This is a genomic window from Lacihabitans sp. CCS-44 (assembly GCF_024343735.1).
In the GTDB taxonomy this organism is placed as follows: Bacteria; Bacteroidota; Bacteroidia; order Cytophagales; family Spirosomataceae; genus Leadbetterella.
This window is the reverse complement of sequence record NZ_RJUE01000056.1, coordinates 133,994-160,886: the sequence shown is the minus strand read 5'-3', so window position 1 is coordinate 160,886 and position 26,893 is coordinate 133,994. Positions and strand designations below refer to the sequence as shown.

The following is a 26,893-nucleotide window of genomic DNA, read 5'->3' as shown; positions in this document are numbered from 1 at the left end:
TGAGGAAGAAACAGTTAGGGATTTCCCACTTCGTGGCAAGGCTTGTTTTCTAAAAATCAAGCGACGTAAATGGCTCAATCATGATAGTGGAAAAATAGTCTATAGAAACTGGAATTTAGTAGCCTCAGGAACGCGAATGACATCGGAATTTGCGGCTTTTTTAAAAGGAGCTCTTGGATAATACGCCAATTAGCTGCAAAGTTATAGGTGAATTGTTTCAATTAGACGGCAAACGCTTGCAAGAACAATATGCAGCCCACCTGAGTGGATATACATCTTGGAAACAGCTTGAACATGCCCAACAATGGATACTTTATCCCGAAAATATTGGCGAAAATCTATCTCTGGATGAGACCTGTCTTTCAAATGGTGATTTATATACCATATTGACCAACAAGGCTGCAAAAGGCAAAAAAGGAGCTTTAATTGCGATGGTCAAAGGTACTGTCAGTGATACAGTCATTGAGGTTCTACACAAAATTCCAGAGTCAAAGAGGAAAAAGGTGAAGGAAATAACATTGGACCTTGCTCCAACCATGGAGCGAATTGCTAAACGTAGCTTTCCTAAGGCTAAGCTGGTTTCAGATAGGTTTCATGTCCAAAAGCTAGCCAGTGATGCAGTACAAGAAATCAGAATCAAACATCGTTGGGCGGCAATAGATCAAGAAAATAAAGAAATAGAATATGCTAAAGAACTGAAGAAGAGGTACGTTCCAGAAGTTTTAGAAAACGGTGATACCTTAAAACAACTATTAATCAGAAGTAGATTTCTTTTGCATCAAAGAGAAAGTAAATGGTCTGCTTCTCAAGTACATAGGTCTGAGGTTTTATTTAGACTATATCCTGACTTAAAGCAGGCATACGACCTCAGCATGGAACTATCCAATATTTTCCACCAGTCAAAGAATAGATTAGTAGCTTTTAAAAAACTGGCCTTATGGTATAATTCAGTAGAAAAGTTTGAGGTGAAAACCTTCAATACCATCGCTAGAACTATTCAGAACAATTATGAATATATCCTAAATTATTTCGACAATAGAAGTACAAATGCTTCAGCAGAGTCTTTTAACGCAAAAGTAAAAGCACTAAGAAGCCAATTCAGAGGAGTAAGAGACATAAGTTTTTTCCTATTTAGATTACAGAAAATATATGCTTAACCTCCCCCCAACTTTTTGGATTGATCCCTTAGAGTCTGTCTTTTTTTAAGTGTTGTTTGTTCCAGAAAGCCTATTTACTTAAAGTTTTCAATTTTTCCCCCGTTCTATAGTTCATAAAATCACATTTTTTATCGACCTTAGCATAAATCTAAATTTTAGCAATGAAAAGAAATCTACTTTTATTAATCACGTTAATAATCCTATTTTTAAAATCTTTCCCTACTACGGCTCAAATACTTAAACCATCAAAGGAAAATATCTTTTATCCCGAGATAGGAATTGAATCAGAGGGTGAATTAGGTTCAACACTCGTAAATAAAACAATACAAGAGGTTTATGATGGCATCCATTTAAATAAAAAGTTAGAAAAGAGTACATTTGGAGCATTTGTTAGCATAGAACCTACCGATTTATATTTGGTTCAAAAATCAGCCAAATGGAATTATTATGTCTGTGTAGATAAATGTTACATTCAGCAAGATAAGTTAGTTAAATCCTTTGTTCAAAATCTTTATTCGGTTCTAATGATTTCTCCTGATTTAAAGTACTATAAAATTGTACCGAGTTTAGAACCTGTAAATTTGACAACTGAGCTAACTGACCCTGCATTGATTAGGGCAACTAAATCCAAGGATTTAATTGATTTAAAACCTAAAAAAGTTGTTTTGAATAAAGAGCTATCGTTTAAACAAGAATTTATCTACAATGGCAAAGTTGGAAATTCTATTAAATTTATTTATCGAGAATTTTCTGATGACTTTGCAAGACCTAGTTTTACTCAAGATATTCAGTATGATTTGAATGAAAGTTCTGTAGTTGGGTTTAAAGGTTTAAAAATCGATGTATTGTCTGCCAGTAATACTTTGATTAAATATAAAGTTTTATCTTACTTTAATAGCAAATAACCCTCTACCTTTCAAATTAGTCTATGCTTTTGTTTACCCAAATCGGCTATAACAATTTAAAACACTTTAAAGATTTTAGAGACCCCGATTTATATTTTTTTTACCTAGGCTTTGAGACAAATTCAATTTTTAGATAAGAAGTGTTTAAGACAAATTCTAATAGATTACATCGATTTCGAAAAGATTCTCTTCGGATTTAAAAAAAGTTATTTATTTTTATGGAAAGAAACCCTTTCATAATGTCTATAATTAATAATGATTGGACAAATTGGTTCAATTACAATTAATGTTTATTTATAATGGCAAAAAAGGAATATCCACCATTAATTAAGAAGGGCTTTGTTGAAATCGGTCTTTGGCAATTTGATGCATTATTTTTACAACCATTTAAGTTTAATGATCACAGAAAGAAATTGATTGATTCTTTTATAGTATTTTTAGAGGAATTTAAAAAGTTGGGGTTAAGGGCTGAAATTTGGATTGATGGTTCATTTACAACAGAAAAGGAAGAACCAGATGATATTGATTTGTTGTTTTTATTAGATATAAATGAGGTTGACAATTTAACTGGAAACAAAGCAAAATTATTTAAAGATCTACTTATAAGTAGAGAAAAAGTAAAAGTAAGGTTTGGTCTTGATGTTTATTTTATAAATATGTATGATTCAAAAGAGAAAGCTAAGTGGATTGAAACTTATGGATTTGATTCTGGAAAACTAAATGAGAAAGGAATATTCAAGCTAGATGTACAATGATAGCTATACCTAGGATTAATGAACTACTTGTTTCAGCACAAGAAACGCTGTTGAAATATGATGAACTGTTAAAAGAAAACCCAAAAAGTTTGTTTTATAAAGGCGTAACCCTAAATACTCGTGATCAAATTCAAGAATTACAAAGAGAACTTAGGATTGAAAAGGAAAGAAGAAATAAAGAAATTATTGATCTAAAACTTCAAGGCTGGGTTGCAAAACATGGAACTTTACCTTTAGATATGTTAGCTAAGGTATCAAAATTGTTTTCTGAACTAATTTTTGAGTCATCAAAAATGGCTGGTTTTGGCTCTAAATCGAATAGTGGGAAAAGTAGTATTGTCAAAGAGACAATTGACTTAAGGATAGAACGATTAGTGCCAGGTTCAACTCACCTTATTATTACTGCAAATACCTCGCCAGACCTTTTTGGAAATAGTTTTGTTGAAGACGCTCTTTTGAATACGTTTGCAGTTCTTAATGCTAATGGAGAGGAGGAAATGATTTCTTTAGCTCCTAAATTGGGGTCTTCTGGAATATTAAAATTACACAATTTACTAACCTGGGGCATTAAGAATAAACTTGGGCTGGGACTAGAGTGGGAATCTGCTTTAAATCAATTTTATAAATGGGATGGCTTGCAAAATAGGGTTAAAATCCTGCATGATTCTCTTTCTCAGATACAAATTCAGGAACCGATTGAGGAACGGTTTGAGGGGATTGTTAGCGTATTAAAACTCAAAGGGCAGTTCGAAATTCAATGTGAAGATGGCACAAAAAATGTTAAGTTTTCTACTTCTCAACTCCCTTCTGTGAAACAATTGAAACTTGGTCAGCTTTCTTCTGGTACTTTTTTAAAGAAAACTGCTGTTAACAAGGCTACTAGTAAGGAAGTAATTGAATATGAACTAGTGGATTTGGAATTTATTTAGCTTTTAAAAGAGATAACTAATTTCATGTAGAAACTCAACTCCAACAATATCCTCAGAGAAATCTCAGGATAATGCTGTTTTTTTTTTTTGAGACAAATATTGGCCAGAAATTTCGAAGCGACTCTTCGCACCGCCCACAAGCCCACGATAGCCTCAGATATTTGGTTAGAACCTTAATGGGAACCGCTGGATCGCCTTCATTAACCACTCTTACCTTATAGAAATTTGAGATTTTTCATCACCATCGGTTTTTTTCTCTTTCAAAATATCATTTCTCAAAACTCACAAAATTCTATTATTCAACATTTCTATCGTATTTTTGACCTATAAACCCTTATAATTCAAACCAAATGAAAACCCTAATCACTATTGTTTCTTTCGCCCTACTTTTAGGATGTAATGCCAAAAAAGACGGCAAAACAGAATTAACTACCAATGCCATTTCTGAAGAAATAAAACTCGACAGCCTTGGCTTAGAAAAACTCTTTGCAGACTCCACTTTGAAAGTTGTAAATGCCTCAGATATAAAAGAGTTGACAAAAAACTTGGCGGATACAAGCCTTTTTGCAGGATTGGGCGAAGGTTTTTTACGTTTAGATTCCATAAAAAAGGCTGGAGCTTATGAGAATTATCTTTCTCATCTAGACATAGGAATGTATAAAGACATCAAGACGGTTTCTTACAAAGACGTAGATTTGGGAGACGGTAATACATTGAAAATTTGGGGATTTGATTATCAGACTTATGAAGCTTGTCCTTATGCCAACGGTAAAGTGATTTTGGTTAGTTCGTTTAAAGACGGTAAAAATGTGGGCTGTGTGCCTTTGGCCTATTTTCATAATTGGGCAGATGCTCCTTTTTATGATAGCTACAAAACAAACTCAGTTTTGGACAAAAACGGAAATTTAACCGTCAAGGAAACTAAAAATAGCGGAGGGATGGACGAAAAAGAGAAAGAATATCAGAGTACAAGTACTTCAAAATATCAGTCTAAATTGGTGGATGGTGTATTTAAGTGATATAATCGATACTAAAATTCGATTTGTATAAATTTTCAATTAACTTTTAGATGATACGTATTTATCTCGCTTTAAAATTCGGCTTAATTTTTGATAATATTTAAATGATTATCAATGCTTTATCATCTTAAATGATTCATTTTGAGAACTTGGTCTAAGTTTTTTGTTGTAGTAATTTTTATTGCGGCTATACTTACTGTTTTTCAATCTTGTAATGTACAAGATAATGTTGCTGTGCCGACCGAGGTAAATTTACTTCATAAAGGCTTGTATGTAGACAGATTTCAAGACATTTTGGGCGATACCACTAGGGAAAATAAGCTTTTGAGGTATGTAAAATCGCACGATTTCAATGAGCTGAGTCTCTACGGTCTTTGGGAAGTTACCAATAAACCAAGCAAATATCCGAGTTTGGCTAGATTTATTTCAAAGGCCCGATTAGACTTTGGTGTTACGAAAATATCTGCAACACACAGCACAACAAAAGCATTTGATGAGTGTGAAGCCTATAACATTGGAAGAAAAAATGAAACTGAGAAATTCGATGTTTTTTCGATAGAAAACGAGTGGTGGCAAACCAATCCTGAGTGTGATTATGCCTGCAATCAAAATCTAGTTTTGCACATAAAAAACCTCAAAACGCAGAATAATGACGTTTTTGACACCGAAATCTACATCGGATGGCTAGATAGCGGAAATAACGATTACGAAGAAGCCAAGTTTTTGGTGAATAATCTTGACAAAATTGCGGTACATTGTTATGACACTGTACCCAACTTTGCATACACAAAAGAACGTCTTCTGCTCCTAGCAAAGGCGGCCAAAGAACTAAATAAAAAACCAGAGATTTTGATAATCTTTAGTGCAGAGCAAGAGTTTATGTTTAAATATTTTTCTAAATCACACCAAAACAAAGAGTTTCTGACTGCTTACAACGACTTCGTAAAAGACCTCAAAACGTCTAATAGTTCGATTCTTTTAGACTTGAACTTTACAGGATATAAAATTTTCACATATTCCGAAGCTGCTACAGCTCGTTGAAAGTTAAGCCTTGTTGAATTTTTGCAAAAACTATGTATCTTGGTACACAATTTATTCAATCTCTCTATGAAAAAAATGCTTGTGCTTATTTTGAGCATGACTTCCCTTTTACTGATTAGTTTTAAAACTCTAATAATATTAAAAACTAATGTTCATTCAGCTGATGTAATCATTTATGGAGGCACCTCGGCAGCAATCACGGCGGCTGTTCAGGTCAAAAAAATGGGGAAATCTGTTATCATTGTTTCACCAGATACACATCTTGGCGGACTTTCATCCGGAGGTTTGGGTTTTACTGATACTGGAAACAAAGAAGTAATAGGTGGCCTTTCTCGTGAGTTTTACCAAAGACTGTATGCTCATTATCAAAATTCCGAAGCTTGGAATTGGCAGAAAAAAGAGGAGTATGGCAATAAAGGACAAGGCACTCCAGCCATTGATGGTACCAACCGCACGATGTGGATTTTTGAGCCGCATGCTGCCGAAAAGGTGTTTGAAGACTTTGTTAAAGAAAACAAACTGCCGGTTTTTCGCAATGAATGGTTAGATAGATCAAGCTACGGAATTGTTAAAACCAATGGAAGTGTTCGTTCAATAAAGACGTTATCTGGTAATGTTTATAAAGGTAAAATGTTTATTGATGCCACTTATGAAGGTGATTTGATGGCTCTTGCAGGTGTAAGCTATCATGTTGGGCGTGAGGCAAATAGTGTTTATGGTGAAAAATGGAATGGTGTACAAGCAGGTATTTTTCATCATGGTCATCATTTTAAATCCAAAATAAGTCCTTATAAAATTGCTGGAGATGCTTCAAGCGGCTTGCTACCTGAAATATCTTCAGAAAAATTGGGTGCAAACGGAACCGGCGATACTAAAATTCAAGCTTATTGTTTCAGAATGTGTTTGAGCAATCATCCAGAAAATCGGATTGCTTTTCCAAAACCGGCGGGCTATGATGCCAAAAGGTATGAATTGGTTGCTAAAGTTTTTGATGCAGGTTGGAGGGAGCTATTTGACAAGTATGATGCAATTCCTAACCGAAAAACGGATACCAACAACCATGGCCCGTTTAGTACAGATTATATAGGCAAAAACTATGATTATCCAGAAGCCAGCTATGAGCGACGCCAGCAAATCATAAAAGAGCATGAATTGTATCAGAAAGGCTTACTTTATTTCTTGCAAAATGACCCAAGTGTACCAGCGGACGTGCACGAACAAATGCAAAAATGGGGATTGCCCAAAGATGAATTTAAAGACAACGGCAACTGGCCACACCAATTATACATACGCGAGGCTCGTCGAATGATTGGTGATTTTGTGATGACCGAAGCAGACGCTCTTGGTAAAACGGCAATACCGAAACCTATTGGTATGGGTTCTTATACGCTGGATTCTCACAATATTCAACGGTATGTTACTGAGGATGGTTATGTGCAAAACGAAGGCGACATAGGTGTGCATCCAGACAAACCATATTCAATAGCTTATGGATCGATATTGCCGAAAGAATCAGAATGTAACAATTTGCTGGTACCTATGTGTGTGTCAAGCTCTCACATAGCCTATGGTTCTATCCGTATGGAGCCCGTTTTTATGATTCTTGGACAGTCGGCTGCAACTGCAGCAGTTTTGTCTATCAATCAGAAAATAGCTCCGCAACGTCTTTCGTATGATATTCTTGCCCAAACTTTGGAAAAATTTGGGCAGAGGTTGAAGCTTTGAGATTGGTGGATAAATTAGTGTGTCACTAACCACCCAACCTACAGTCGACCCTCCTTTTTTAAGGAGGGTAGTGGGTCGGTGTGTTTATTTTGGCATTTGTGGGTTGATTTTTCGCTTCGCTTAAATCTTTACACGTGCTTTGAAAAAGCTGAATTGCTTCTTTCAAATTGTTAAAACTAATTTACCACAACAATCTGCTATCCTCCTTCGCAAGGAGGGTCGGCCGAAGGCCGGGGTGGTTAGTATGGGTTATATTTATTTCAAACCCTAAAACTCCCTTCAATCTCCCTCAAAACTACATCAGTCTGTTCAAAAACATATTTATTTTCAAAGCGAAGTGTTCTGATTCCAAAATTGTGAAGAAGAAACGCATCTCTTCTTTTGTCTTTTTCTATTCCTTCTGGTTCAAAATGACCTTGACCATCTAGCTCAATAGCTAGTTTTTCACTTGGACAATAGAAGTCTAAAATACAGTTTTCCACCGAGTGTTGTCTTCTGAATTTTCTACCTGCGAGTTGTTTGTTTTTTATGAAATTCCAGAGGAATATTTCAGCCGAGGTGCTGTTGTTTCGCAGTGCTTTGCGGTAGGGTTCTAGTTCTTTGCGGTTGTTGATTTGGTGTTTCATGTGTTTTTTATTGGATTTGTTTCATTTACTAACCACCCCGACTTACGGTCGACCCTCCTTTTGCAAGGAGGGTAGTGGTTTGGTTGTTTTATTTTGGCATTTTGGGTTTGATTTTTCGCTTCGCTTAAATCTTATTTTGTGTCAATTTTAAATTTATCAAAAATCTTTTTTACAACTTCAATATACTACTCTCACTCCCTAGGAGGGTAGACCGTAGGTCGGGGTGGTTAGAATGAGTTAATTCACTTCACCCCATTCTCCAACAAAAACACCCCATTTTTGTTAGCGATAATGATATCTAGTTTTTTGTCTTTGTTCATGTCTTTTACCGCTATATTTAGGCCGGCTCCTGAGTCAGAATCGATGATGTGTTCAGTGTAAAAAGGCTGTTTTTTAGGATTTAGGTCAAACCACATCAGTATGGGTGCATCGCCGTCGCCAGCATCGTTGCCATTGTGGGCTAGGAATCTTTTACCAGTTATATAATCTTTTCTGCCGTCGCCGTTAATATCTGCCATTATGGACGAGTGGGTTTGGGCAGTAGTACGGCTTATTTCATGCATTTTGAAGTTTATTTGTCCATTTTCACTGGTTTGTTCATACCACCAAACACCCAATTTGTGTGCGGAGGCTGTAAGCACATCGTTTTTTCCATCACCGTTCATGTCCAATACTTGCATGTGCGAGCAAGCGTCGCCAAGATTGGCTGCATGGAACGTCCAGTCGCCCGAACTTTGGTTTTTCTTTCCTTCAAACCAGCCTTCCTTTATTACCACATCCTTGATGCCGTCCATGTTGATATCGCCAAAGCCAATTCCGTGCGAGAACCTCTCTGTTCCGTTTACGTTTTCTTTACTGATGGCATGTCTTTTCCATTCGGTTTCACCTTTTTTGGTGGGAGCTTGTAGCCAAACTATCTGCTTTTTCTTTACATCGCCGCACAAGAGATCTAAACGTCCGTCACCGTCAATGTCTATAAATCCTGGTGATTCGTTGGCAATGCCCATAGAATCTGCCATGATGTGTTTTTTCCATTGTCCGAGTTTGTTTTTCGGATTTTCGAACCAAAATGCAGGTTTTCCTGGATAATCTATAATAATTACATCTTCCCAACCATCAAGATTTACGTCCATGGCGTGGTTAAGAAACGACTCGCAATATTCTTTTCTAGGGTCGAATATGCGTGAAGGAGCCATTTCGTGACGTGTCCATTTGGGGGCTTCAAACCAATAATAGCCAGCAATGATGTCTGTTTTGCCATCTTTGTTGAGGTCGGCTACAGCTACTCCTTCAGAAACGAAGTCTCTGGTTAAGACAGTTTTTTTGAATGTTGGGACTTGGCCAAAAGCAATTGTTGCTATTAGACAGAAAATGGATAGAATTGTTATTTTTTTCATTTGGTTGATTTTTTTGACATAGAGCAAACGGAGTTTTACACAAAGTACACAGAACTTTTTTAGTGGTTTGTTTCTAATAATTTCTCTATCAAAATCATGTTTTCATGATTTTCGTGAGAGTGTCCAAGTCGAATACTCAAAGCTTTCAAGGCTTTTTTTGCATCCTCGCCATTTATAGCTCCAACACGTTGAATCATATAGTTTAACATTTTAGGCATTTTAGATTTTTCAGCTAAAACGATTGCTCTGTTTGGATCAAGTTCGGCCAACGGTTCCGAGGCATACCAAAGCATCAAAGGCATGTTGTGATCTGTTGCATCCATTTCATTTTTTGTCAATATTTCCAACACATTCCAGCGTTGTGAGGCTTCCAAACGCATCATTCCAGAAGTTAAATATAAACGAACTAAAGGCGATTTTTCTTCCTTTGCCAATACCTCAAAACTTGCTAAAGTTTCGTCCGAAACGTTTTTTTTCTCTGTCAAAAATTGTATAGCCCAACTTCTGATATTTTCATCAGCATGTGTTAGTAAATCTCTCAATTCTTTCTCTGAAATTCCTTTTACTACTTGCAAAGTCCATAATGCACGCAGTTTTCTTGTAATATCTGGATTTTTATTTAGAATATCTTTCAAAGCTGCATTTACTGATGCATTTTCACCTCTTTCTTGCAAAATAGTTCTGGCTTGGCGAACATAAAATTCGTTTTTATTTAAGTGATAATTGACCAATTCCATGTCCGTGGCTTTCCATAAATCCACTTTCACAAACTTGTCATTGTCGTTTGTGATTTTGAAAATCCTCCCCATGGTTTTGTCATGAACGTCAGGGTTGGAGCTATGGCATTGGTTTTTGTCGTACCAATCAATGGCGTAAACTGAGCCGTTTTGGTCGTACTTCATGTTGAGCCACTGACTCCACGAGTCGTTCATGGCCAAGAAATCTTTTCGATGAGAAGCTACATAGCCAGAGCCTTTTCGGGTGAGTTGGTCATTATTGAGTTTTGCTCCATTTATGTTGTTCATAAATATGGTGTTTCGATATTCTTTTGGCCAATTGTCGCCTCCTAAATAAATCATGGCTCCTGCGTGTGCATGCCCACCACCAGCAGAACCAGACTTGAAATTGCCAGCATGTGGCCCTCTTTCGCCCACATAATGTTTGTGGTCGGCTATGGTTTTGATTTCATCATACGTGTGAGGGTTAAAACTTTTGCCTGCTTGACGCTGATAACGTGCACCTTGTATGACGTGATACATGTGCGGAATCACACAAACGGTAATGAATGGATGTCCATAGTCATTAAAATCAACGCCCCAAGGATTGCTAGTGCCTTCAGCAAAAACCTCAAATTTGTTTTCAGTTGGGTGATATCGCCACACGCCAGCATTGATTTTGGTACGCTCAGCATCTGATGCACCTGGTTTTCCGACGTTGGAATGTGTAAAAACGCCATGAACACCGTAAAGCCAACCGTCAGGACCCCATCGGAGATTGTTCAGTACTTCGTGTGTGTCTTGTGTGCCCCAGCCGTCGAGGAGCTTTTGTGGAGGCCCTAACGGTTTGTCGTTTTGGAGGTCGGCAGGAATAAATAAAAGGTAAGGTGCTGCACCCAACCAAACACCGCCCATTCCCACTTCGATTCCACTGACCAAGTTGAGATTTTCCATGAAAATTTTTCTGGAGTCTAGTGTTCCGTCGCCATTGGTATCTTCAAAAATCAGGATTTTGTCTCGCCCTTCGCCCTCAGGGGCGGGTACTGGATATGTGTGTCCTTCCACCACCCAAAGTCTGCCTCGGGCATCAATGGTGAAACTAATTGGTCGAACTACGTCTGGCTCAGCTGCAGCCAAAGTTATTTTAAATCCTTTTGGCAAAGTCATGGCTTTGGCGGCTTCTATACCTGAAAGGCCGGCATTCAGAACTCTGTCAAGTGGAGGTAATATGATGATATCTTTTTGAAACAGTTCGTTTTCAAACTCTGGACGTTCAGAATAAAAAAGGAAATTGTCGAAGTTTATATGAGCCCATTTGTCGTTTGAAATATAAGGAATCTGCGAAATTCCGGTTTCGTTGTCTATGATTCTAATGAAAATGTTTTTGCCCAAATATGGCTTCAAATTAGCCACAACGGGCTGCAAAGTAGCTCTTCCTTGTCCAGTAGATTGAAAAATAACTTTGTTGGTTTCGGCTAGAACCAATTCTACCCGAGTATCCAGCAATGCACCTCCCGAAACCAAGAAACTGGCAAAAGGATGCGAAACTTTAAAAGTAGTAGATTTCAAAGTTCCAGTAAGTTTATAATTGACGGTACCACCACTGCTGAGGAAATTTTTTCCCTCAGCTTCAATTTTCATTTCTTTTTCATGAAAAGGAGAAGGAGTTTCTCCAACTATAGGATTTTTGAAAGCATCGCCAGTGGCGGTCCAATCTTGAAGATTTCCGGATTCAAAATTTAGATTTAATGGTTTACCGTTTTTCATGGGAATTTTCCCAATAACAACTTTTGGAGCAAGCGAACCTTCAACCACTTCAAATTTCCCTACCATCCCAGCAGCTTTGTGACCAGGAACTGTGCAAAAATAAGTATCGCTACTTTCTGCCACAAAAGTTATGCTTGTCGAAGTTCCTTTTTCAAAAATAGTTTTGCTTTTTATACCCAATTTTTCCATCGAAATATCGTGCGTCATCACTTCACCATTGGTGATGGTGATGCGAACCCTCATGCCTTTGTTAGCTTTTAAAACAGGATTTCGGGTGCCATTTTTAGCAAAATAGCCCAACATGGTGGCTTCTAAGAAATATTCTTTGTCGATTTTTGTAGTATCTTCTGAAAGGAATTTTTTAGGAATAGAAATTTCAGGTTTTCCGAAAAGCCATATACTTGAGATAACAAATAATAAGATGCTGATACGAAGAAAGGTCATTTATATATTATGGTTAAATATTGTTTTTCAATAAAATTGAGTAAAACTGTGAATTTATGAAATCGGCGAAAATCTGTTCAATCAGTTTCATCTGTGTTCCAAAATCATAGCAACTCCGTAATAAAAATGTCTTTAAAAGCCACTTGAGCTTTTCCACCACCGTGAATTTGAAGTCCAATGAGCCCAGATTGTGGAATATTGGTATCTGGTTCGGTATAATCTACCGTTTGGTGACCATTGATGAACAATCTGATTCTGCTGCCTTCAGCTTTTACCTCGTAATCGTTCCAGTCGTTTATTTTTATCCATTTAAGTACTTGTGCAGAATCTGGCTTGGCTATGGTTTTGTTTCTTCTTGATTCGTCATAAAGGCTCGCCCAATAATCTTTTCCCCAATCTGCCTGATAACCAATCATTTCATTGGCAGGGTCTTTGGAACGAACACTGCGGAATTGTATTCCAGAATTTATAAATCCCTCGTTTCCAGTAAGTTTTACTTTGAGTTTTAGAATAAAATTATTGTAAGTGCGAGCAGTACAAAGGAAGTCGTTTTGTGGAACAGTTTTCTCCAAAGAACCTCCCACAATTGCTCCATTTTCTATTTTCCACGTGTTTTTGATATCTCCTTGCCAGCCATTGAAGGTTTTTCCATCAAACAAGGTCACTGGTTTTTGATAGTTTTTTAAATAAAAACCACAAAGTCCCAAGGCTATTGAAGCTAAGATGAGTTTTTTCATGGATGGTTGAAATAAATAAGATATTCGAAACAAGAATACTTTTTAGTCTTGCTAAATTAATAAAATTTCTTAGAAAAGCAAAATTTTAAAACTTTGTGAAGTGATACAAACCCAAGATTTTTTTGAAATTAAAAATTCATAAAATTTTTATAACAAGTGGATTATGACATTTAAGTGGTTTGGCTTGTCAAGAAAATGTTCTATTTTTAGAATGCAAATCGTAGGAGTTGGTTTTTTATTTGGTTGGGGTTTAAATAAACTCACCAACCTTCTCTGAGCTTAGTTAAACCTATTTTTTGAGTAGGGTTATCGGTTCGGTGGATTTAATGAGTGTTTTATTTGTTCAAAACTCACATTCTTGTTTAAAAATATTTGATTTTGAAACCATCTTGAAGTTTCAAATATTACAACCTTACTTCCTAAGGGAGCTTGGCTGGAAGCCGGATTGGTTGGTTAAACCTATTTCTCAAAACCAAAACTTTGCAAGAAACCGGAAATTCCCAATCTATCCCCACCATTTTCTCCCTATATTTGTAGCCCTTTTGTGGGATTTACTCTTCAGGGTGGGTTTCTTTACTTCAATAGTTTTACATGCAAAAATACGTTTACGGTATAGATTTCGGCACTTCTAATTCAGCTTTGGCCATTCTTGACACTGAAACCCGCGAGGCGGTGAAGCTCTTTACAGTGCCATCGCTTTTGTTTTTTCAAGAACCTAAGGAACGTGGAGAATTTACCAAGGTAGCGGTGGGTCAAGATGCCATTGACCAATATGTACAAAACCGCATGAATGGGCGTTTTATGAAGTCAATAAAGAAGGTTTTGCCCAATAAAAGTTTCGTGGATACCCGCATTGGCAACCGAATGTATAAAGCCGAAGATTTAGTGGCCTTGATATTAGTTCACTTGAAAACTCTGGCGGACGAGTTTCTTTCAGAAAACGTAAAAACTGCTGTAATTGGCCGTCCGGTGGTTTTTGACGAAGACGCAGATAAGGACACTTTGGCACAGATTAGGCTTGAAAAAGCGGCTCGAATTGCTGGCTTTGAGGAGATTCATTTTCAACTGGAGCCCATCGGAGCGGCTTTCACTTATGAGCGTGAAATTGAGAAATCGGAGTTGGTTCTTGTGGCTGACTTTGGTGGCGGTACCTCCGATTTTTCTCTGATGAAACTTGATCCTGAGGCCAAAAGTTTGGTAAATCGAAAAAGTGATATCATCGGCCAAGGCGGTATTTACATCGGTGGCGACAATTTTGACTCAGACATCATGTGGCACAAAGGCACGCCGCATTTCGGTAGGGGAGTGAAGGAAGAATTTACGCCTGGAAAACCGTTAGATTTGCCGCTTTCGTATTTTCAAAATATATGTTCTTGGGAAAAAATGAACTTTCTTGATACACTACGGATGAAGCTTAACATTGAGAAATCATATCAATACTCAGGAAAAGACCACCGTGTGAAAAACTTACAAACTTTGGTGGCCGAAAACCTGGGATATTCTTTTTTTAAAGAGATTGAAAAGGCCAAAATAGAGCTTACACATGAAGAAAATGTGGGTCTTGTGTTTAGAAATCATGGAATAGACATAGAAGAAACCATAAGTTTGCTTGAGTTTGAAAATCAAATAATAGCTCAAAATTTAATAAAAATTGAAGCCTATTTAGATTCGTTTTTACTGGAAAAGGGTATCTTGAAATCTGACATTGATGTGGTTTTTATGACTGGTGGCACGTCGCTCATAAAGCCATTAAATCAAATATTTAAAAACAAATTCGGTTCAGAAAAGCTCAAATCTGGCGACAATTTTAATAGTGTGGCTATGGGCTTGGCCTACAGCTACTTAAATCTGAACTAATCTTTGGTTTTGTTTTGATTCATTGTTTTGTTGTGGGATGAAGTGTGGTTTGTTTTTAGCGTAATTTTAATTTTAGCTTGCTAAATTGTCGAAACATATTTTTTTATTTCCATTCGTTTAATTCATTATTTTTACGGCAAATATTATGGTTTTGAAAAAAATATTACTCGTAGAAGACGACCCGCATGTGTGTGCCATAGTTAAAAAAGGACTTGAAGAAGAAAACTTTGAGATAGAAGAGGCCAATGATGGCGAAAAGGGTTACTTTTTGGCTCAAAATACTCAATTTGATTTGGTAATATTAGACATAATGTTGCCCAAAATGAACGGCTTGGAGCTTTGCCAGAAGATAAGAACAAATAGCAATGTGCCGATTTTGCTCTTAACAGCACTCGGTACGGCCGAAAATGTAGCCATGGGTCTTAACAAAGGTGCGGATGATTATTTGGTGAAGCCTTTTAAATTCATAGAACTTATAGCTCGAATAAACTCACTTTTGAGACGTTCAACGCGTACCGTAGCAGATACTCCAAAGCTTGTTTTTAGATTTTCTGTAATAGAAATAAACGATACTTCAAAAGTTGTGCTGGTAAATGGAAAGGAAGTGCAGCTGACAAGCACCGAATATAAACTCTTGCTACTGATGGTCAAAAACCCCGATAAGGTGTTTTCACGTCAGGAGATATTAGAGGAAGTATGGGGGATAAACTTTGACCTAGGGACCAATGTTGTGGATGTATATGTAAATTATCTCCGTAAAAAATTGGATAGACAACAATGTCCGAAGATCATCCAAACTGTGGTGGGGATGGGTTATGTAATGAGAGAATAATGGCCTTTATTAAACGGAAATGCTAAATTTTAGGGCAATTCTAAGTTGATTATATGAAAAAACATGAAAACTCAAAATAAGATAATACTCTTACTGTCAGCTATTTTGCTGAGCTTTATCGTGGTCTTTGGAGGGTTTATATATTATACTTTTACGCAGTATTCTTATCAAGACTTTCACGAAAGATTACACATAAGGGCAGTAACCACTGCCAAAATCCAGCTTGAATATCACCGTGAGGGTAGTTATCTGAAGTCTTTTAAGGCCGAATATCTAGAAAAATTGGCCAACGAAAAAGACTATATTTTTGCTTTGGATACCTTAAAAAACCTCGAAAGCCTAGCAAGAAGTTTGGATGTAAGCAACGGTTTTTTGAATGATGCTATAATTTTAAAAGAGTCATATTTTAATAAAAATGGGGTTTTCTACACAGGAATAAATTATGCTGTAGAAGGTAAAAAGTACCTAGTGATTGTGTCTGCCGAAAATTATTACAATACCCATCATGTAGTATTTTTGCGGCAATTGCTGATCGGTGCCTTTATTATATCGCTTCTTTTGGTGTTTTTTGTTTCTTACTGGTTTTCATTAAAAATTACCAAACCATTAAAAGAAATAATGGGAGACATTAACAAAATCGGAACAGATAACCTTTATGTGAGGCTGGAGGGAAATAACGATAACCATGAATTAGGCAGTCTGATAGTCACATTCAATCAGATGCTAGACAGATTGGAAACTTCATTTGAGGCTCAAAATAATTTTGTTTCGAATGCTTCGCATGAACTCCGTACACCTCTTACCACTATTATAGCTGAAGCAGATTTGTCTTTGAGTAGAAAAAGAGAAAGTAGTCGATATGAAGAGTCGCTGATAGTGATACTTGCTGAGGCCGAAAAGCTAAACACCAAAACTCAGGCATTGTTGTTTTTGGCTCAGACTGGTTTTAAGGGTAAAGAGCTGCATTTCGAAACGATCAGAATAGACGAACTCCTGCTAGAATGCAAGCAGACTATAGATAAGATCCATCCCAACAACCACTTGGCTTTAAATTTTTCTACTTTACCTGAAAACCCCGAGAGTCTTTTGATTACCGCCAATCAACAGCTTTTGTTGCTGGCCATTTCAAATATAATAAGTAATGGAATTAAGTATTCAAACAACCAACCAGTCATAGTCAAAGTAGAGTCAGTTTTCGATGTTATTAAGCTCACAATCAGCGACATGGGTATTGGTATTCCAGACAAAGAACTTCCATATATTTACGACCCGTTTTTTAGAGCCTCCAATACTTCCAACTTTGAGGGCTATGGTATCGGCCTCCCTTTGGCACGCAATATTATCAGAATTCACAAGGGAGAGTTGAGTGTTTTCCAGAATATTCCTGTAGGTGTGGTAGTCGAAATTAGAATTCCGTTAAAACAAGATTAGAATTCGATTAAAATCCTATTCAGTCATTTTTCTCAGCAACCAATCTATATTTATTGGCGTTATTTTTACAATTCTAGAGCCTCATAATTGGTTCGAGAAAGTAAACGAGTATCAATAAAATCCGTAAAATAGAGATGTCGAAAATTTTCCAAAACTTAAAGTATGATTTACCCTCGGGTTTAGTAGTGTTTTTGGTTGCACTACCCTTGTGTTTGGGTATATCTTTAGCATCTGGAGCTCCTTTTTTTAGTGGAATTATTGCAGGTATTATTGGAGGGATGCTAATAGGAGCTATCAGCAACAGTCAATTGAGTGTGAGTGGCCCTGCAGCTGGTCTTGTGGCGGTGGTTCTGGCTGCTATTAGTACTCTTGGATCTTTTGAGGCTTTTTTAGTAGCAGTTGTTCTTTCTGGACTTATGCAGATTGCCTTAGGATTTATGAAAGCTGGAGTTGTAGCAAACTATTTTCCAAGTAATGTTATAAAAGGCATGCTTTCAGGTATAGGTATAATCATTATTTTGAAACAAATTCCACATGCTTTGGGCTATGACCGAGACAACGAGGGTGATTTTGCTTTTTTGCAGTTAGATGGAGAAAACTCAATTACAAGTTTGTTTTCAGCTATTCACCATGTCGATTTAGGGGCCACCTTAATTGCTATTATTGGAATGGCAGTTATATTGTTGTTTGAAACATCCGCCCTCAAAAAGGTATCGAAAATAATACCCGGTGGCTTGGCGGCAGTTATAGTGAGTGTACTTGTGAGTGAGTTTATTTTCAAAAAGATACCTCTCTTGGCCATATCTTCAACTCACCTTGTAAATGTCCCAGTACCCAATACCTTAGATGATTTTAAGGCTTTAATAACCTTTCCAGACTTTACCAATATTATGAGTCCTCCGGTGTGGATAGTGGCTCTTACCATAACCGCTGTGGCATCGATAGAAACACTTCTCTGCATAGAGGCAATAGATAAGTTAGACCCAGAGAAACGAATTACAAGTACCAATAGAGAACTTATTGCTCAGGGCATTGGAAATACTTTTTCTGGTTTAATAGGAGGCTTGCCCATCACGAGTGTGATTGTACGAAGCAGTGCTAACCTCAATGCCAACGCCAAGACCAAGATGTCAACTATATTCCACGGGTTTTTGCTTTTGGCTAGCGTATTGTTAATACCATCTTTGCTAAACAAAATTCCGTTGGCGGCTTTGGCAGCCATACTTTTGTTTACAGGATATAAACTTGCCAAACCAAGTATATTTAAGGGGATGTTTGCGAATGGAAAATACCAGTGGATTCCGTTTTTGGTAACAGTATTGGCGGTTGTATTTTTAGACTTATTGAAAGGTGTAGGTATTGGCCTGATGGTGAGTGTGGTTTATATACTTACTGGAAACTTAAAGAATTCATATTATTTCAAAAGAGAAGAATATGAAGAAGGCGAAACCATTAAAATTAGACTTTCAGAGGAGGTTTCTTTTTTAAACAAAGCCGCACTCCGTGAAACTTTAGATCATTTACCGGCTGATGGTAAGGTGGTTATAGACGCCACAAATACTACATACATAGACTTTGATGTTATTGAACTCATCAAAGAGTTCAAGGAAATTAAAGCCCCACTCAAAAACATTGACTGTGAGCTTTTGAATTTCAAGGAAATTTATCAAATCAACAGCAATTTCGTTTCTTCAACGCATTAAATAAAACAGTTTTAAAAGAATGAAAACACAGTCTAAAGAGATTCAACAACATACCACGCCTAGAATGGCACTTGAGATTTTGAAGGATGGAAACCACCGTTTTGTGAAGAATTACAAAGCCAATAGGAACCTCCTTCAACAAGTCAATGATACCCGTGATGGACAATGGCCGTTTGCTACAGTTTTGAGTTGTATAGATAGTCGTACTTCGGCAGAGTTGATATTTGATCAAGGATTAGGAGATATTTTTTCAGTAAGGATAGCCGGAAATATAGTAAATACCGACATATTAGGTAGTATGGAGTTTGCCTGTAAAATAGCTGGTTCTAAGCTTATTGTGGTTTTGGGTCATACAAAATGTGGAGCAGTAAAAGGAGCTTGTGATCATGTTGAAATGGGGAACTTAACCGAATTGTTGTCGAAACTACAACCTGCTGTTTATTCTGAAAAAGAAACACTTAGCGAGCGTAATTCTAAAAACCCTCAGTTTGTAGAAAACGTGGCCAGAATAAACACCAAAAGAAGCGTGAAAAGCATCATTGAGAGGAGTTTTATCTTGGAACAAATGCTTGAGAATGGAGAGATAGGCATAGTGGGAGCCAACTACGACGTAGAAAGTGGATTAGTAGAGTTTTATGATGATACTTTGTATATCAAAGACGATGCGAATCCGGAGTTTTCCGTGGCTGAACTTCGACATTAAGGTTGCCAAAATGGTAATCAGTTTTAACCAACATATTCTAAATTCAACCCAAAAAATGGATTCAATAAATAGATTACTGGCCAATAATAAAAGGTGGGCGACAGAAAAGGTAGCCAAGAATCCATCTTTTTTTAGCAATCTTCAGCATATTCAATCGCCCGATTTTTTGTGGATTGGCTGTAGTGATAGCCGTGTTCCTGCTGACCAGGTTTCTGGTACACAGCCAGGTGAGATTTTTGTACAGAGAAACATAGCCAATATGGTGGTACACACCGATTTAAATCTGTTGGCTGTGTTGGAATATGCTGTAAATTATCTTAATGTAAAGCACATCATAGTTTGTGGGCATTACAACTGTGGAGGTGTGAAGGCAGCCATGTCGCACAGCAACTACGGTATCATAAACAAATGGATACGCAACATCAAAGACGTGTACAGACTGCACCGTGACGAACTCAATGCTTTTAAAGATGAGGAGAAAAAACTTAACAGATTAGTGGAGCTAAACGTCATTGAGCAGGTGACTAATTTGGCCAAAACAAGTATTATTCAAAAAGCATGGAAAGCCGAACAAAGGCCGCATCTACATGGTTGGGTTTATGGTCTTGATAACGGATTGGTCACACCATTAATTGACATGACCCACACCTCACACATTGACGAGATTTACGAATTTGATGATTTATAAAAAAATCTCGCAATTTTTGATTGCGAGATTTTTTGCTTTTAGTCAACTTTCATGTTTACACTCCAAGCTTCAAATAGCTTCTTTTGGGCTTCGCTTGGGTTTTCTATTTTGTTAATTTCTACTTTTTGTTTTGCAACTCTTTTATAGGTCAAACCAATTTTTGCCAAATATTCTTCGTGAGGAAAGGGCTCATTGTTTACAATGTATTTGTTCGTGAAATCTTTAATTTCTGGGAAAGTCATGGCTGCTAAATCATCAAAAAACGTCTTTTCATTAAACGGATTTCCCTTTCCGTATTTTTTTATAAGGTTCAGCAATACTTCTCTTAGTCCAAACTTTCCGTTAGAGAGTTCCAATATTCTGATGTCTAAATAGCTCGCAGTCAGAGCTCCTTTATAATAGATATTGCCATACTGTTGTGCTCCATCTCCACCATTAAATGACTCATCGGCTATTTTTTTCAAGCTCCAGTCTGGTTTAAAATAGTTTTCGCTTACTATCACTTTTTGTTTTAGACCATTAGTTATGTATTCTTCAAGTGTAGTTACCCCGCCTCTAAAAAGCTGAACATGCGATGCCCACTCTGTAACGCCCTCGTATAACCAAAGGTGTTGTGAAGGTGTTGGTTTTTCAAAATTGAAAGATTCTATTATCTCAGAATGAATATTAAGAGGGGTAATCACATGGAAAAACTCATGCGAAGCGATATCAACAACAGATTTTAAAAATGCTGGTGTTGGTTCTTCTTCAGCTATAACGTATTCTGAGCTGTAAGAATGTTCCCAAGCACCTGTAACCCCGCTGGGATTTTGCAAGAAATAAAAAAGAAATGTATAATTGTCAACGGGCAATTTCACCAAGAATTTCTCAGCAGCTTTGAGCATTTGTGTCATTTCTTTCAACAGCATGTCGGAGTTCACTTTGCCGTTTTCCGAAAAAGTATAGATTCTGATAGGCGTATCAGCTATTTTGGTTTCTGCAAAAGAAAGCTTTCCCGACATAATGGGCGAATCAACCAAATGGTCAAAATCATCCGCTATAAAATACCCATTTTGCTCTTTCAGGGCAGTTCCAGTTTTCCAGCCTTCTCTTCCGTTTATTCTGATGCCTACTGGCTGGTTCTGCATTCCCTTAAAATACCCACTCAATGTGTGAGCATTTACAAGCACGTTTTCGCTTTGAATAGAACTGCCAGCCATCATATAGATCGGCATTTCCTTTAGTTCGGTGTCAAAAGTCTCTGCAACCTTGTAATGTAAACTTTTGAGTTTTGTAGGTTTGGATATGATGTATTGATTTGGAACCTTAAATGCTGTTTTCAGAAGTTTACCTTTTTTATCGTAAGCTTCAAAGTCACTCACCAGCCTGCCAATATTCATGGTTTGGTAAGTGCCAGGTGCCGTGGCTGGAAACTGGAAGACATTATTGCTCTTTGAAAGCTTTTGTGGAACTTGAAGCTTCACAAAAAATGTGTCGGCATTTAGTTTCACATCCACATCGATAAGTATGGGCTGCTGTGCAAAAGCCACAATACCGAGTATTGAAAGTATTGCAGTAAATTTAAGTTTGTTGAGCATTGATTTTGGTTTTTAAAATGAAAAACATCCACAAAACTAAAAAAAATATAGTTTAATGGATGTTAATTGCGTTTTTTAAGCTATTTATTCTTCTTCCTCTCTGTCTGCTCTATTTACGGTATAATCGTAGCCATCTTCGCCTCCGTAAACTATGCAGAGTTCGTCTAATGCATTCCAGAAACCCAATTCTTCCTCCGTCAATAGATAAAATTCTTTTAGCGAAATATACACGCCGCCGTCGTCTTCCAAGGTTTCCCAATCAAAAAAGAAGTCTTGTTCACTTTCCACATATTCGAGAATAAGCTCTTCTAATTCATCTGCAAAGTCCTCAGATTGTTCTGTGTAAACATAAAAATCCTTGAAAATCAAGTAGTCGCTATCATAAAACATCGACTCTTCATCGTCTACAACTACGCCTTCGCTATAGTCAAGATTTTCTACGGCTTTAATAATCCAACTATCGTGTGAGTTATAGTCAGGGTGAATCAAATAATCATAAGGCACATAGCAATAGCCTTTATCGCCCCATTCTTCACTCCACGAGTTTCTGACAATAAAAACCCTGTCAATGTCTGAATATCCCACACAAAGCATGGCATGCCAGCCGTGCGTTTCTCGGGTATTATCCGTAGCTTTGGGCATAGGTACGCGTCCTTTGTTGTTGCAGGCTTCGTCAAACGAATCGAAGGTATTCATGGCAAATGCTATCGGATAGCCTTCGGCCAAAGTTTCTCTCCAAAGATCCAAATCAGTATCGATATATTCTTTTTCTACGACTCTGAATGCCGCACCTTGTTCATAAGCTTCCGCTGCAGGTTCTTCGTTTATTTTGTCCTCTTCGTTAGGCCAAAGTTCCTCTGAGCATGCACCGTATTCTATCAAACCGTCAATGGCACACTGCATATACGAGCCAGAGTCTTCGTCTTGGCTGCCATCTACATAGCGGGCGTTGTAATAAATATACAATCTACTCACGTCTGAGGCCTCACCAAGCTCTCTTTTAGCCAAATACTCGTATGCCCCAGCCATGGCGTTGGCCACGCAGCTATTGCCCACTTGGTATTCTACAGATGTCAAAAATTTGCGTAAATCTACTTTTTGAGGAAGACTTTCAGTGTTTTTTAGAGCTTTCATGGCTGCTCCTGCAGGTTTGAGGCCAATTTTATAGCCACCAATACGGTTGTTCATTTTTCAGAGGTTGATTAAAATAAGACCTATAATAAAAAGTACAGATGGCCCAGCCGCCCAATAAATCGACTGTTGAGACCAAGTTTTATAAATACAGAAAATAACAAAAATAGGGTACAGAATCATAGCTCCAATAATCAAATAAGGCCAAACAGACTTTGTAGAGTCCGGAGCATCAAAAGCCATTACGGACATGGGGGCAGATACAGCCCACGGAATAAGCGTGCCTGCGTTGACAAAGGTTAGGAGAATCAATAATATTTTCATGGCCGAAAATATAACATTGGTTAGGTTTCTAGGAGCAATATTAACCAAAATATTCATGCGTCAGACTATCTGAGTTATTTTTTTGGAAATCAGAGTGTGATTATCGTAATTGCTAAAAAAAATACAACACTATGTCAGTTTTATTCATAGCAAGTTTGGGTCTCACCGAATTGTTCATCGGCTTGTTTATAATTTTAATTCCATTGACACTTGTATTTTGGATAATAGCAATAGTTGACCTTGTTCAAAGACAGTTTCAAGACCAAACCAATAAAATAGTTTGGGCCTTAGTCGTTTTGATTTTCCCTTTTTTAGGCTCTATTTTGTATTTTTTGATTGGCAGAAAAGGAGGGGTGAAGAGGTAGGACTTTCAGAGTCCTTTTAACACCGCCTCCACAAATCTATTCGGCCCTTCAGGGGCGTGTTCAAAAAATAAATCTGGCTCTATCATTTCCACTTCCATCAAAAAAAAGCCATTTTTGGTCATTACACCATCAATGTGAGCGTAGGTGGATTTTTTTTCGGTAATTTCCACAATATTTTTTGCTGTGGATATTAGCTCACGTGAAGGTTCATAATTTAGATACTGAGCACCAAATTGTTTCTGAACCCTAAAGTCGCCAGACTTCGGAATCTTTTGAATGGCATGTGAAAATTCACCTCCAAAAAACAACATGGATATTTCGCCTGCTGACTTTATTTCTTCTAAAAATGGTTGGATTAGCCAATCGCCAGTCTCTATTTTCGAATCAAGAATGTCTTGTGTTAGGTCGGCCGTTTCAAAAACCTCGGTCTCGTGTGAACCCGCAGAAACGGCAGGTTTGATGACCACTTTTTCCCAAAATTTGATGGTTTCTAATTCTATTTTTTCTGATGAAAACAAAGTGGGAATGATGTTGACGCCTTTTTTAGAAAGCTCTTTCAAGTAAAATTTATGTGAATTTTTCAGAACAATCTCGGGGGAATTTATAAGCCGAGTTTTTGAATTCACAAATTGCGAAATCCAGTTTTTGAATGCAACAGGTTTAAGATAATAATCCCAAGTACTTCTAACCACTACCAAGTCGTAAGTATCCCACTTGACCTCAGGATTATCCCAGATTTCAGGTACAATCTTGTGGCCTTTTGCCTCAAAGATTGGAATAAGCAAGCGATCATTCTCGGTTAAATTGGGTAGTTTGTTGTAAGTTGCAATACCGATTTTTAACATTTCTTTCATTTTCAAGCCACAAAGATATCTTTTTCTGCTTCAATGAATTCAATTTATTCGCATAGTTTAACAAGCTTTTGTTTCTATTTTTAAGGTAGAAGATACAAGTCAATTTTAGGTTTTTTGGGATAAAAACTGGCTAAACCGTTCTGTTTTTATTAAAATATAGCTAAGTTTATGGCATCTATTCTATCCCTAAACCATGAGAAAAATACTTACCATTGTTCTGATATTATTTTCGGGTGTTTTGTTTGGTCAGAGTTATTACCCTTATCAAGGCATAACCTTTAACAAAGTACATTTGAATGACAATTTCTGGCTGCCTAAAATAGAAATCAATCGTACTGAAACTATTCCTTGGTCGTTTCATCAGTCCAAAATTACGGGTAGAATTAAAAACTTCGAGCAAGCCGCCGCTCGTTCAGGAAAACTTTGTGGAGTTTACGTATTCGATGATTCGGATGTGTACAAAATCATCGAAGGAGCTTCTTACTCGCTCCAAATAAAATATGATAAAAAACTCGATGATTACGTCGATTCATTAATAACGGTTATTGGTGCAGCTCAAGAGCCTGATGGTTACCTTTTTACAACTCGAACCATGGGTGATACCCACGAATGGATAGGCTCTCAACGCTACGAAAAGGAACACGAATTGAGTCATGAATTGTACAACATGGGTCATTTTTATGAGTCGGCTACGGCACATTTTTTGGCCACTGGTAAAAGAAATATGCTAGATTTGGCTATAAAAAATGCCAATCATCTCCTTACGGTTTTTGGGCCAGGTAAAAAATCCGTTGCTCCTGGTCATCAGGTTATTGAGATTGGTTTGGTAAAAATGTATTTGGCCACTGGAGACAAACGCTATCTGGATTTATCCCAGTTTTTTATAGAATGCAGAGGAAAGCGTATCTATGCCAAAATGCCAGGAGACAAAGAAGCCACTGTATGGGAAACTGGAGAATATTGGCAAGATCATAAACCGGCCATAGAGCAAACCGAGGCCATTGGACATGCAGTTCGGGCAACGTATTTATATTCTGGAATGGCCGATGTGGCGGCTTTGACCCAAAACCAGGCATATATAAATGCCATCAATAAAATTTGGGAAAACGCTGCTGGAAAGAAAACATATATCACGGGAGGAATAGGTTCGTCTGGTGGCTGGGAAGGTTTTGGACCAGACTACCAATTGCCCAACGAATCGGCTTATTGCGAAACCTGTGCGGGCATTGGCAATGTTTACTGGAATCATCGGATGTTTATGCTCACAGGCGAATCAAAATATATGGATATGGTGGAGAGAACGCTCTATAACGGTATTTTAGGAGGAATAGGCCTCGACGGAAAGACGTTTTATTATGCCAATCCTATGGAATACACCACCATCAATGGAAAATTGAGTGGCGAGAATAAACGATCGCCATGGTTTAAATGCTCTTGTTGTCCATCAAACATTTGTAGATTTATGCCTTCCATTCCAGGCTACATTTATGCTAAAAAAGGAGCTCAGGTTTTTGTAAATTTATACATTGGAAGCGAAAGTTCTTTCTCTGTAGATGCCAAAAATAGTGTAACTATAAAGCAAACTTCGAACATGCCTTGGGAGGGAAATGTGAAGTTTGAGGTTGGTGCCAATAATAAAAAAGGTACAACCTTTAGTTTAAATCTTCGTGTTCCGGGATGGATAGATGGCAGGATATTCCCTACAAATCTGTATGAAGTAAGGGAAATTTCTGAGTATGGAGGAATTGTTAAAGTGAATGGAATAGAGGTAGATGTCAGAAGAAATAATCAAGGATATTTCGAAATTAATAGGCTTTGGAAAAATGGTGATATTGTTGAACTCAATCTGCCGATGTATACCCAAAAGGTGTATTCTCATGAAAAAATTGAGACTAATAAAAACTTGGTTTCTATACAGCGAGGACCACTTATGTATTGTGCCGAATTTGCAGACAATGACGGTAAAACTTCCAATATAGTGTTTGGAGCGGCCAATAATTTCACTCATAATTTCGAGCCGAATTTGCTGAATGGTGTTACAACTTTGTCTACAACTGCCAAGGCGTTTAATTTTACAGAGCAAGAGATAAATACCTCGACCAAAACGGTTAAGTTGATACCCTATTATGCCAGGTCGAATAGAGGAATTGGAGAAATGAAGCTTTGGTTTTCTACCAAAATTATGGGTGTAAGAATAGAGAATTAGAATT

The 26,893-nt window shown here is 37.4% G+C and carries 23 protein-coding genes and 1 pseudogene; 16 read left to right on the top strand and 8 right to left on the bottom strand.

Annotated elements, in window-relative coordinates; genetic code table 11:
- From EGI26_RS11635 to EGI26_RS11600, 8 genes and pseudogenes are all read left to right on the top strand, one after another.
- Nucleotides 1–181 (top strand): annotated as a pseudogene (locus EGI26_RS11635) (transposase); the annotation flags it as partial.
- Between the two features lie 55 nt (nt 182–236).
- On the top strand, nt 237–1,157 hold the full coding sequence (locus tag EGI26_RS11630) for a transposase (RefSeq protein WP_255077348.1): 921 nt from the start codon (nt 237–239) through the stop codon (nt 1,155–1,157).
- A gap of 161 nt (nt 1,158–1,318) precedes the next feature.
- A complete protein-coding gene (locus EGI26_RS11625) occupies nt 1,319–2,062 on the top strand; it encodes a hypothetical protein (RefSeq protein ID WP_255078509.1) in 744 nt (247 codons plus the stop codon).
- Nucleotides 2,063–2,361: 299 nt separating this feature from the next.
- On the top strand, nt 2,362–2,817 hold the full coding sequence (locus EGI26_RS11620; protein ID WP_255078507.1) for a DUF6932 family protein: 456 nt from the start codon (nt 2,362–2,364) through the stop codon (nt 2,815–2,817).
- Complete coding sequence (locus EGI26_RS11615) at nt 2,814–3,746, top strand: hypothetical protein (RefSeq protein WP_255078505.1); 933 nt, start codon at nt 2,814–2,816, stop codon at nt 3,744–3,746. The genes EGI26_RS11620 and EGI26_RS11615 overlap by 4 nt, the downstream gene beginning before the upstream one ends.
- A gap of 350 nt (nt 3,747–4,096) precedes the next feature.
- Nucleotides 4,097–4,765, top strand: a complete 669-nt coding sequence (locus EGI26_RS11610; RefSeq protein ID WP_255078503.1) for a hypothetical protein — start codon at nt 4,097–4,099, stop codon at nt 4,763–4,765.
- Nucleotides 4,766–4,906: 141 nt separating this feature from the next.
- The gene (locus tag EGI26_RS11605; protein ID WP_255078497.1) at nt 4,907–5,806 is read left to right on the top strand and encodes a hypothetical protein; all 900 of its coding nucleotides are present in this window, start codon (nt 4,907–4,909) and stop codon (nt 5,804–5,806) included.
- A gap of 96 nt (nt 5,807–5,902) precedes the next feature.
- Entirely contained in the window at nt 5,903–7,531 is a 1,629-nt protein-coding gene (locus EGI26_RS11600) for an FAD-dependent oxidoreductase (protein ID WP_409035366.1), read from the top strand.
- A 260-nt stretch (nt 7,532–7,791) separates the two neighbouring features.
- On the opposite strand, the gene EGI26_RS11595 is transcribed toward EGI26_RS11600, so the two are convergent.
- From EGI26_RS11595 to EGI26_RS11580, 4 genes are all read right to left on the bottom strand, one after another.
- Nucleotides 7,792–8,157 carry an endonuclease domain-containing protein gene (locus EGI26_RS11595; RefSeq protein ID WP_255078494.1) on the bottom strand — a complete coding sequence of 122 codons (366 nt, stop codon included), beginning with the start codon at nt 8,155–8,157 and terminating at the stop codon, nt 7,792–7,794.
- 242 nt (nt 8,158–8,399) lie between these two features.
- Nucleotides 8,400–9,554, bottom strand: coding sequence for a VCBS repeat-containing protein (locus EGI26_RS11590; protein ID WP_255078492.1), 1,155 nt, complete (start codon nt 9,552–9,554; stop codon nt 8,400–8,402).
- Between the two features lie 59 nt (nt 9,555–9,613).
- Entirely contained in the window at nt 9,614–12,481 is a 2,868-nt protein-coding gene (locus EGI26_RS11585) for a PVC-type heme-binding CxxCH protein (protein ID WP_255078490.1), read from the bottom strand.
- Between the two features lie 104 nt (nt 12,482–12,585).
- The gene (locus tag EGI26_RS11580) at nt 12,586–13,218 is read right to left on the bottom strand and encodes a DUF1080 domain-containing protein (protein WP_255078489.1); all 633 of its coding nucleotides are present in this window, start codon (nt 13,216–13,218) and stop codon (nt 12,586–12,588) included.
- 591 nt (nt 13,219–13,809) lie between these two features.
- Here EGI26_RS11580 and EGI26_RS11575 point away from each other — a divergent pair.
- From EGI26_RS11575 to EGI26_RS11550, 6 genes are all read left to right on the top strand, one after another.
- Nucleotides 13,810–15,075, top strand: a complete 1,266-nt coding sequence (locus EGI26_RS11575; protein ID WP_255078487.1) for an Hsp70 family protein — start codon at nt 13,810–13,812, stop codon at nt 15,073–15,075.
- 145 nt (nt 15,076–15,220) lie between these two features.
- Nucleotides 15,221–15,907: a response regulator transcription factor gene (locus tag EGI26_RS11570; RefSeq protein ID WP_310587956.1), complete on the top strand. Its 687-nt coding sequence runs from the start codon at nt 15,221–15,223 to the stop codon at nt 15,905–15,907.
- A 63-nt stretch (nt 15,908–15,970) separates the two neighbouring features.
- A complete protein-coding gene (locus EGI26_RS11565) occupies nt 15,971–17,338 on the top strand; it encodes a HAMP domain-containing sensor histidine kinase (protein WP_255078484.1) in 1,368 nt (455 codons plus the stop codon).
- 134 nt (nt 17,339–17,472) lie between these two features.
- Nucleotides 17,473–19,041, top strand: coding sequence for a SulP family inorganic anion transporter (locus EGI26_RS11560; protein ID WP_255078483.1), 1,569 nt, complete (start codon nt 17,473–17,475; stop codon nt 19,039–19,041).
- A 19-nt stretch (nt 19,042–19,060) separates the two neighbouring features.
- On the top strand, nt 19,061–19,744 hold the full coding sequence (locus EGI26_RS11555; RefSeq protein WP_255078482.1) for a carbonic anhydrase family protein: 684 nt from the start codon (nt 19,061–19,063) through the stop codon (nt 19,742–19,744).
- Between the two features lie 55 nt (nt 19,745–19,799).
- Nucleotides 19,800–20,432 carry a carbonic anhydrase gene (locus tag EGI26_RS11550; RefSeq protein WP_255078481.1) on the top strand — a complete coding sequence of 211 codons (633 nt, stop codon included), beginning with the start codon at nt 19,800–19,802 and terminating at the stop codon, nt 20,430–20,432.
- A 38-nt stretch (nt 20,433–20,470) separates the two neighbouring features.
- On the opposite strand, the gene EGI26_RS11545 is transcribed toward EGI26_RS11550, so the two are convergent.
- From EGI26_RS11545 to EGI26_RS11535, 3 genes are all read right to left on the bottom strand, one after another.
- Nucleotides 20,471–22,009, bottom strand: coding sequence for a peptidase (locus EGI26_RS11545; protein ID WP_255078480.1), 1,539 nt, complete (start codon nt 22,007–22,009; stop codon nt 20,471–20,473).
- A gap of 84 nt (nt 22,010–22,093) precedes the next feature.
- Nucleotides 22,094–23,197, bottom strand: coding sequence for a C1 family peptidase (locus EGI26_RS11540; RefSeq protein ID WP_255078479.1), 1,104 nt, complete (start codon nt 23,195–23,197; stop codon nt 22,094–22,096).
- Between the two features lie 3 nt (nt 23,198–23,200).
- Entirely contained in the window at nt 23,201–23,521 is a 321-nt protein-coding gene (locus EGI26_RS11535) for a hypothetical protein (protein ID WP_255078477.1), read from the bottom strand.
- A gap of 74 nt (nt 23,522–23,595) precedes the next feature.
- Here EGI26_RS11535 and EGI26_RS11530 point away from each other — a divergent pair, with 74 nt between their 5' ends.
- Nucleotides 23,596–23,829, top strand: a complete 234-nt coding sequence (locus EGI26_RS11530; protein WP_255078476.1) for a PLDc N-terminal domain-containing protein — start codon at nt 23,596–23,598, stop codon at nt 23,827–23,829.
- A 5-nt stretch (nt 23,830–23,834) separates the two neighbouring features.
- Here EGI26_RS11530 and EGI26_RS11525 read toward each other — a convergent pair whose 3' ends face one another.
- The gene (locus EGI26_RS11525; protein WP_255078475.1) at nt 23,835–24,683 is read right to left on the bottom strand and encodes a RimK family alpha-L-glutamate ligase; all 849 of its coding nucleotides are present in this window, start codon (nt 24,681–24,683) and stop codon (nt 23,835–23,837) included.
- A gap of 193 nt (nt 24,684–24,876) precedes the next feature.
- Here EGI26_RS11525 and EGI26_RS11520 point away from each other — a divergent pair, with 193 nt between their 5' ends.
- Complete coding sequence (locus EGI26_RS11520) at nt 24,877–26,889, top strand: glycoside hydrolase family 127 protein (protein ID WP_255078473.1); 2,013 nt, start codon at nt 24,877–24,879, stop codon at nt 26,887–26,889.
- Nucleotides 26,890–26,893: the final 4 nt, after the last annotated feature.

Bases quoted from the DNA above. Each gene is read 5' to 3' on its own strand.
- EGI26_RS11590 (WP_255078492.1), bottom strand. From the start codon at position 9,554: ATGAAAAAAATAACAATTCTATCCATTTTCTGTCTAATAGCAACAATT.
- EGI26_RS11580 (WP_255078489.1), bottom strand. From the start codon at position 13,218: ATGAAAAAACTCATCTTAGCTTCAATAGCCTTGGGACTTTGTGGTTTT.
- EGI26_RS11545 (WP_255078480.1), bottom strand. From the start codon at position 22,009: ATGCTCAACAAACTTAAATTTACTGCAATACTTTCAATACTCGGTATT.
- EGI26_RS11555 (WP_255078482.1), top strand. From the start codon at position 19,061: ATGAAAACACAGTCTAAAGAGATTCAACAACATACCACGCCTAGAATG.
- EGI26_RS11570 (WP_310587956.1), top strand. From the start codon at position 15,221: ATGGTTTTGAAAAAAATATTACTCGTAGAAGACGACCCGCATGTGTGT.
- EGI26_RS11560 (WP_255078483.1), top strand. From the start codon at position 17,473: ATGTCGAAAATTTTCCAAAACTTAAAGTATGATTTACCCTCGGGTTTA.
- EGI26_RS11525 (WP_255078475.1), bottom strand. From the start codon at position 24,683: ATGAAAGAAATGTTAAAAATCGGTATTGCAACTTACAACAAACTACCC.
- EGI26_RS11625 (WP_255078509.1), top strand. From the start codon at position 1,319: ATGAAAAGAAATCTACTTTTATTAATCACGTTAATAATCCTATTTTTA.
- EGI26_RS11550 (WP_255078481.1), top strand. From the start codon at position 19,800: ATGGATTCAATAAATAGATTACTGGCCAATAATAAAAGGTGGGCGACA.
- EGI26_RS11600 (WP_409035366.1), top strand. From the start codon at position 5,903: ATGACTTCCCTTTTACTGATTAGTTTTAAAACTCTAATAATATTAAAA.
- EGI26_RS11610 (WP_255078503.1), top strand. From the start codon at position 4,097: ATGAAAACCCTAATCACTATTGTTTCTTTCGCCCTACTTTTAGGATGT.
- EGI26_RS11535 (WP_255078477.1), bottom strand. From the start codon at position 23,521: ATGAATATTTTGGTTAATATTGCTCCTAGAAACCTAACCAATGTTATA.
- EGI26_RS11620 (WP_255078507.1), top strand. From the start codon at position 2,362: ATGGCAAAAAAGGAATATCCACCATTAATTAAGAAGGGCTTTGTTGAA.
- EGI26_RS11520 (WP_255078473.1), top strand. From the start codon at position 24,877: ATGAGAAAAATACTTACCATTGTTCTGATATTATTTTCGGGTGTTTTG.
- EGI26_RS11595 (WP_255078494.1), bottom strand. From the start codon at position 8,157: ATGAAACACCAAATCAACAACCGCAAAGAACTAGAACCCTACCGCAAA.
- EGI26_RS11540 (WP_255078479.1), bottom strand. From the start codon at position 23,197: ATGAACAACCGTATTGGTGGCTATAAAATTGGCCTCAAACCTGCAGGA.
- EGI26_RS11565 (WP_255078484.1), top strand. From the start codon at position 15,971: ATGAAAACTCAAAATAAGATAATACTCTTACTGTCAGCTATTTTGCTG.
- EGI26_RS11575 (WP_255078487.1), top strand. From the start codon at position 13,810: ATGCAAAAATACGTTTACGGTATAGATTTCGGCACTTCTAATTCAGCT.
- EGI26_RS11585 (WP_255078490.1), bottom strand. From the start codon at position 12,481: ATGACCTTTCTTCGTATCAGCATCTTATTATTTGTTATCTCAAGTATA.
- EGI26_RS11530 (WP_255078476.1), top strand. From the start codon at position 23,596: ATGTCAGTTTTATTCATAGCAAGTTTGGGTCTCACCGAATTGTTCATC.
- EGI26_RS11615 (WP_255078505.1), top strand. From the start codon at position 2,814: ATGATAGCTATACCTAGGATTAATGAACTACTTGTTTCAGCACAAGAA.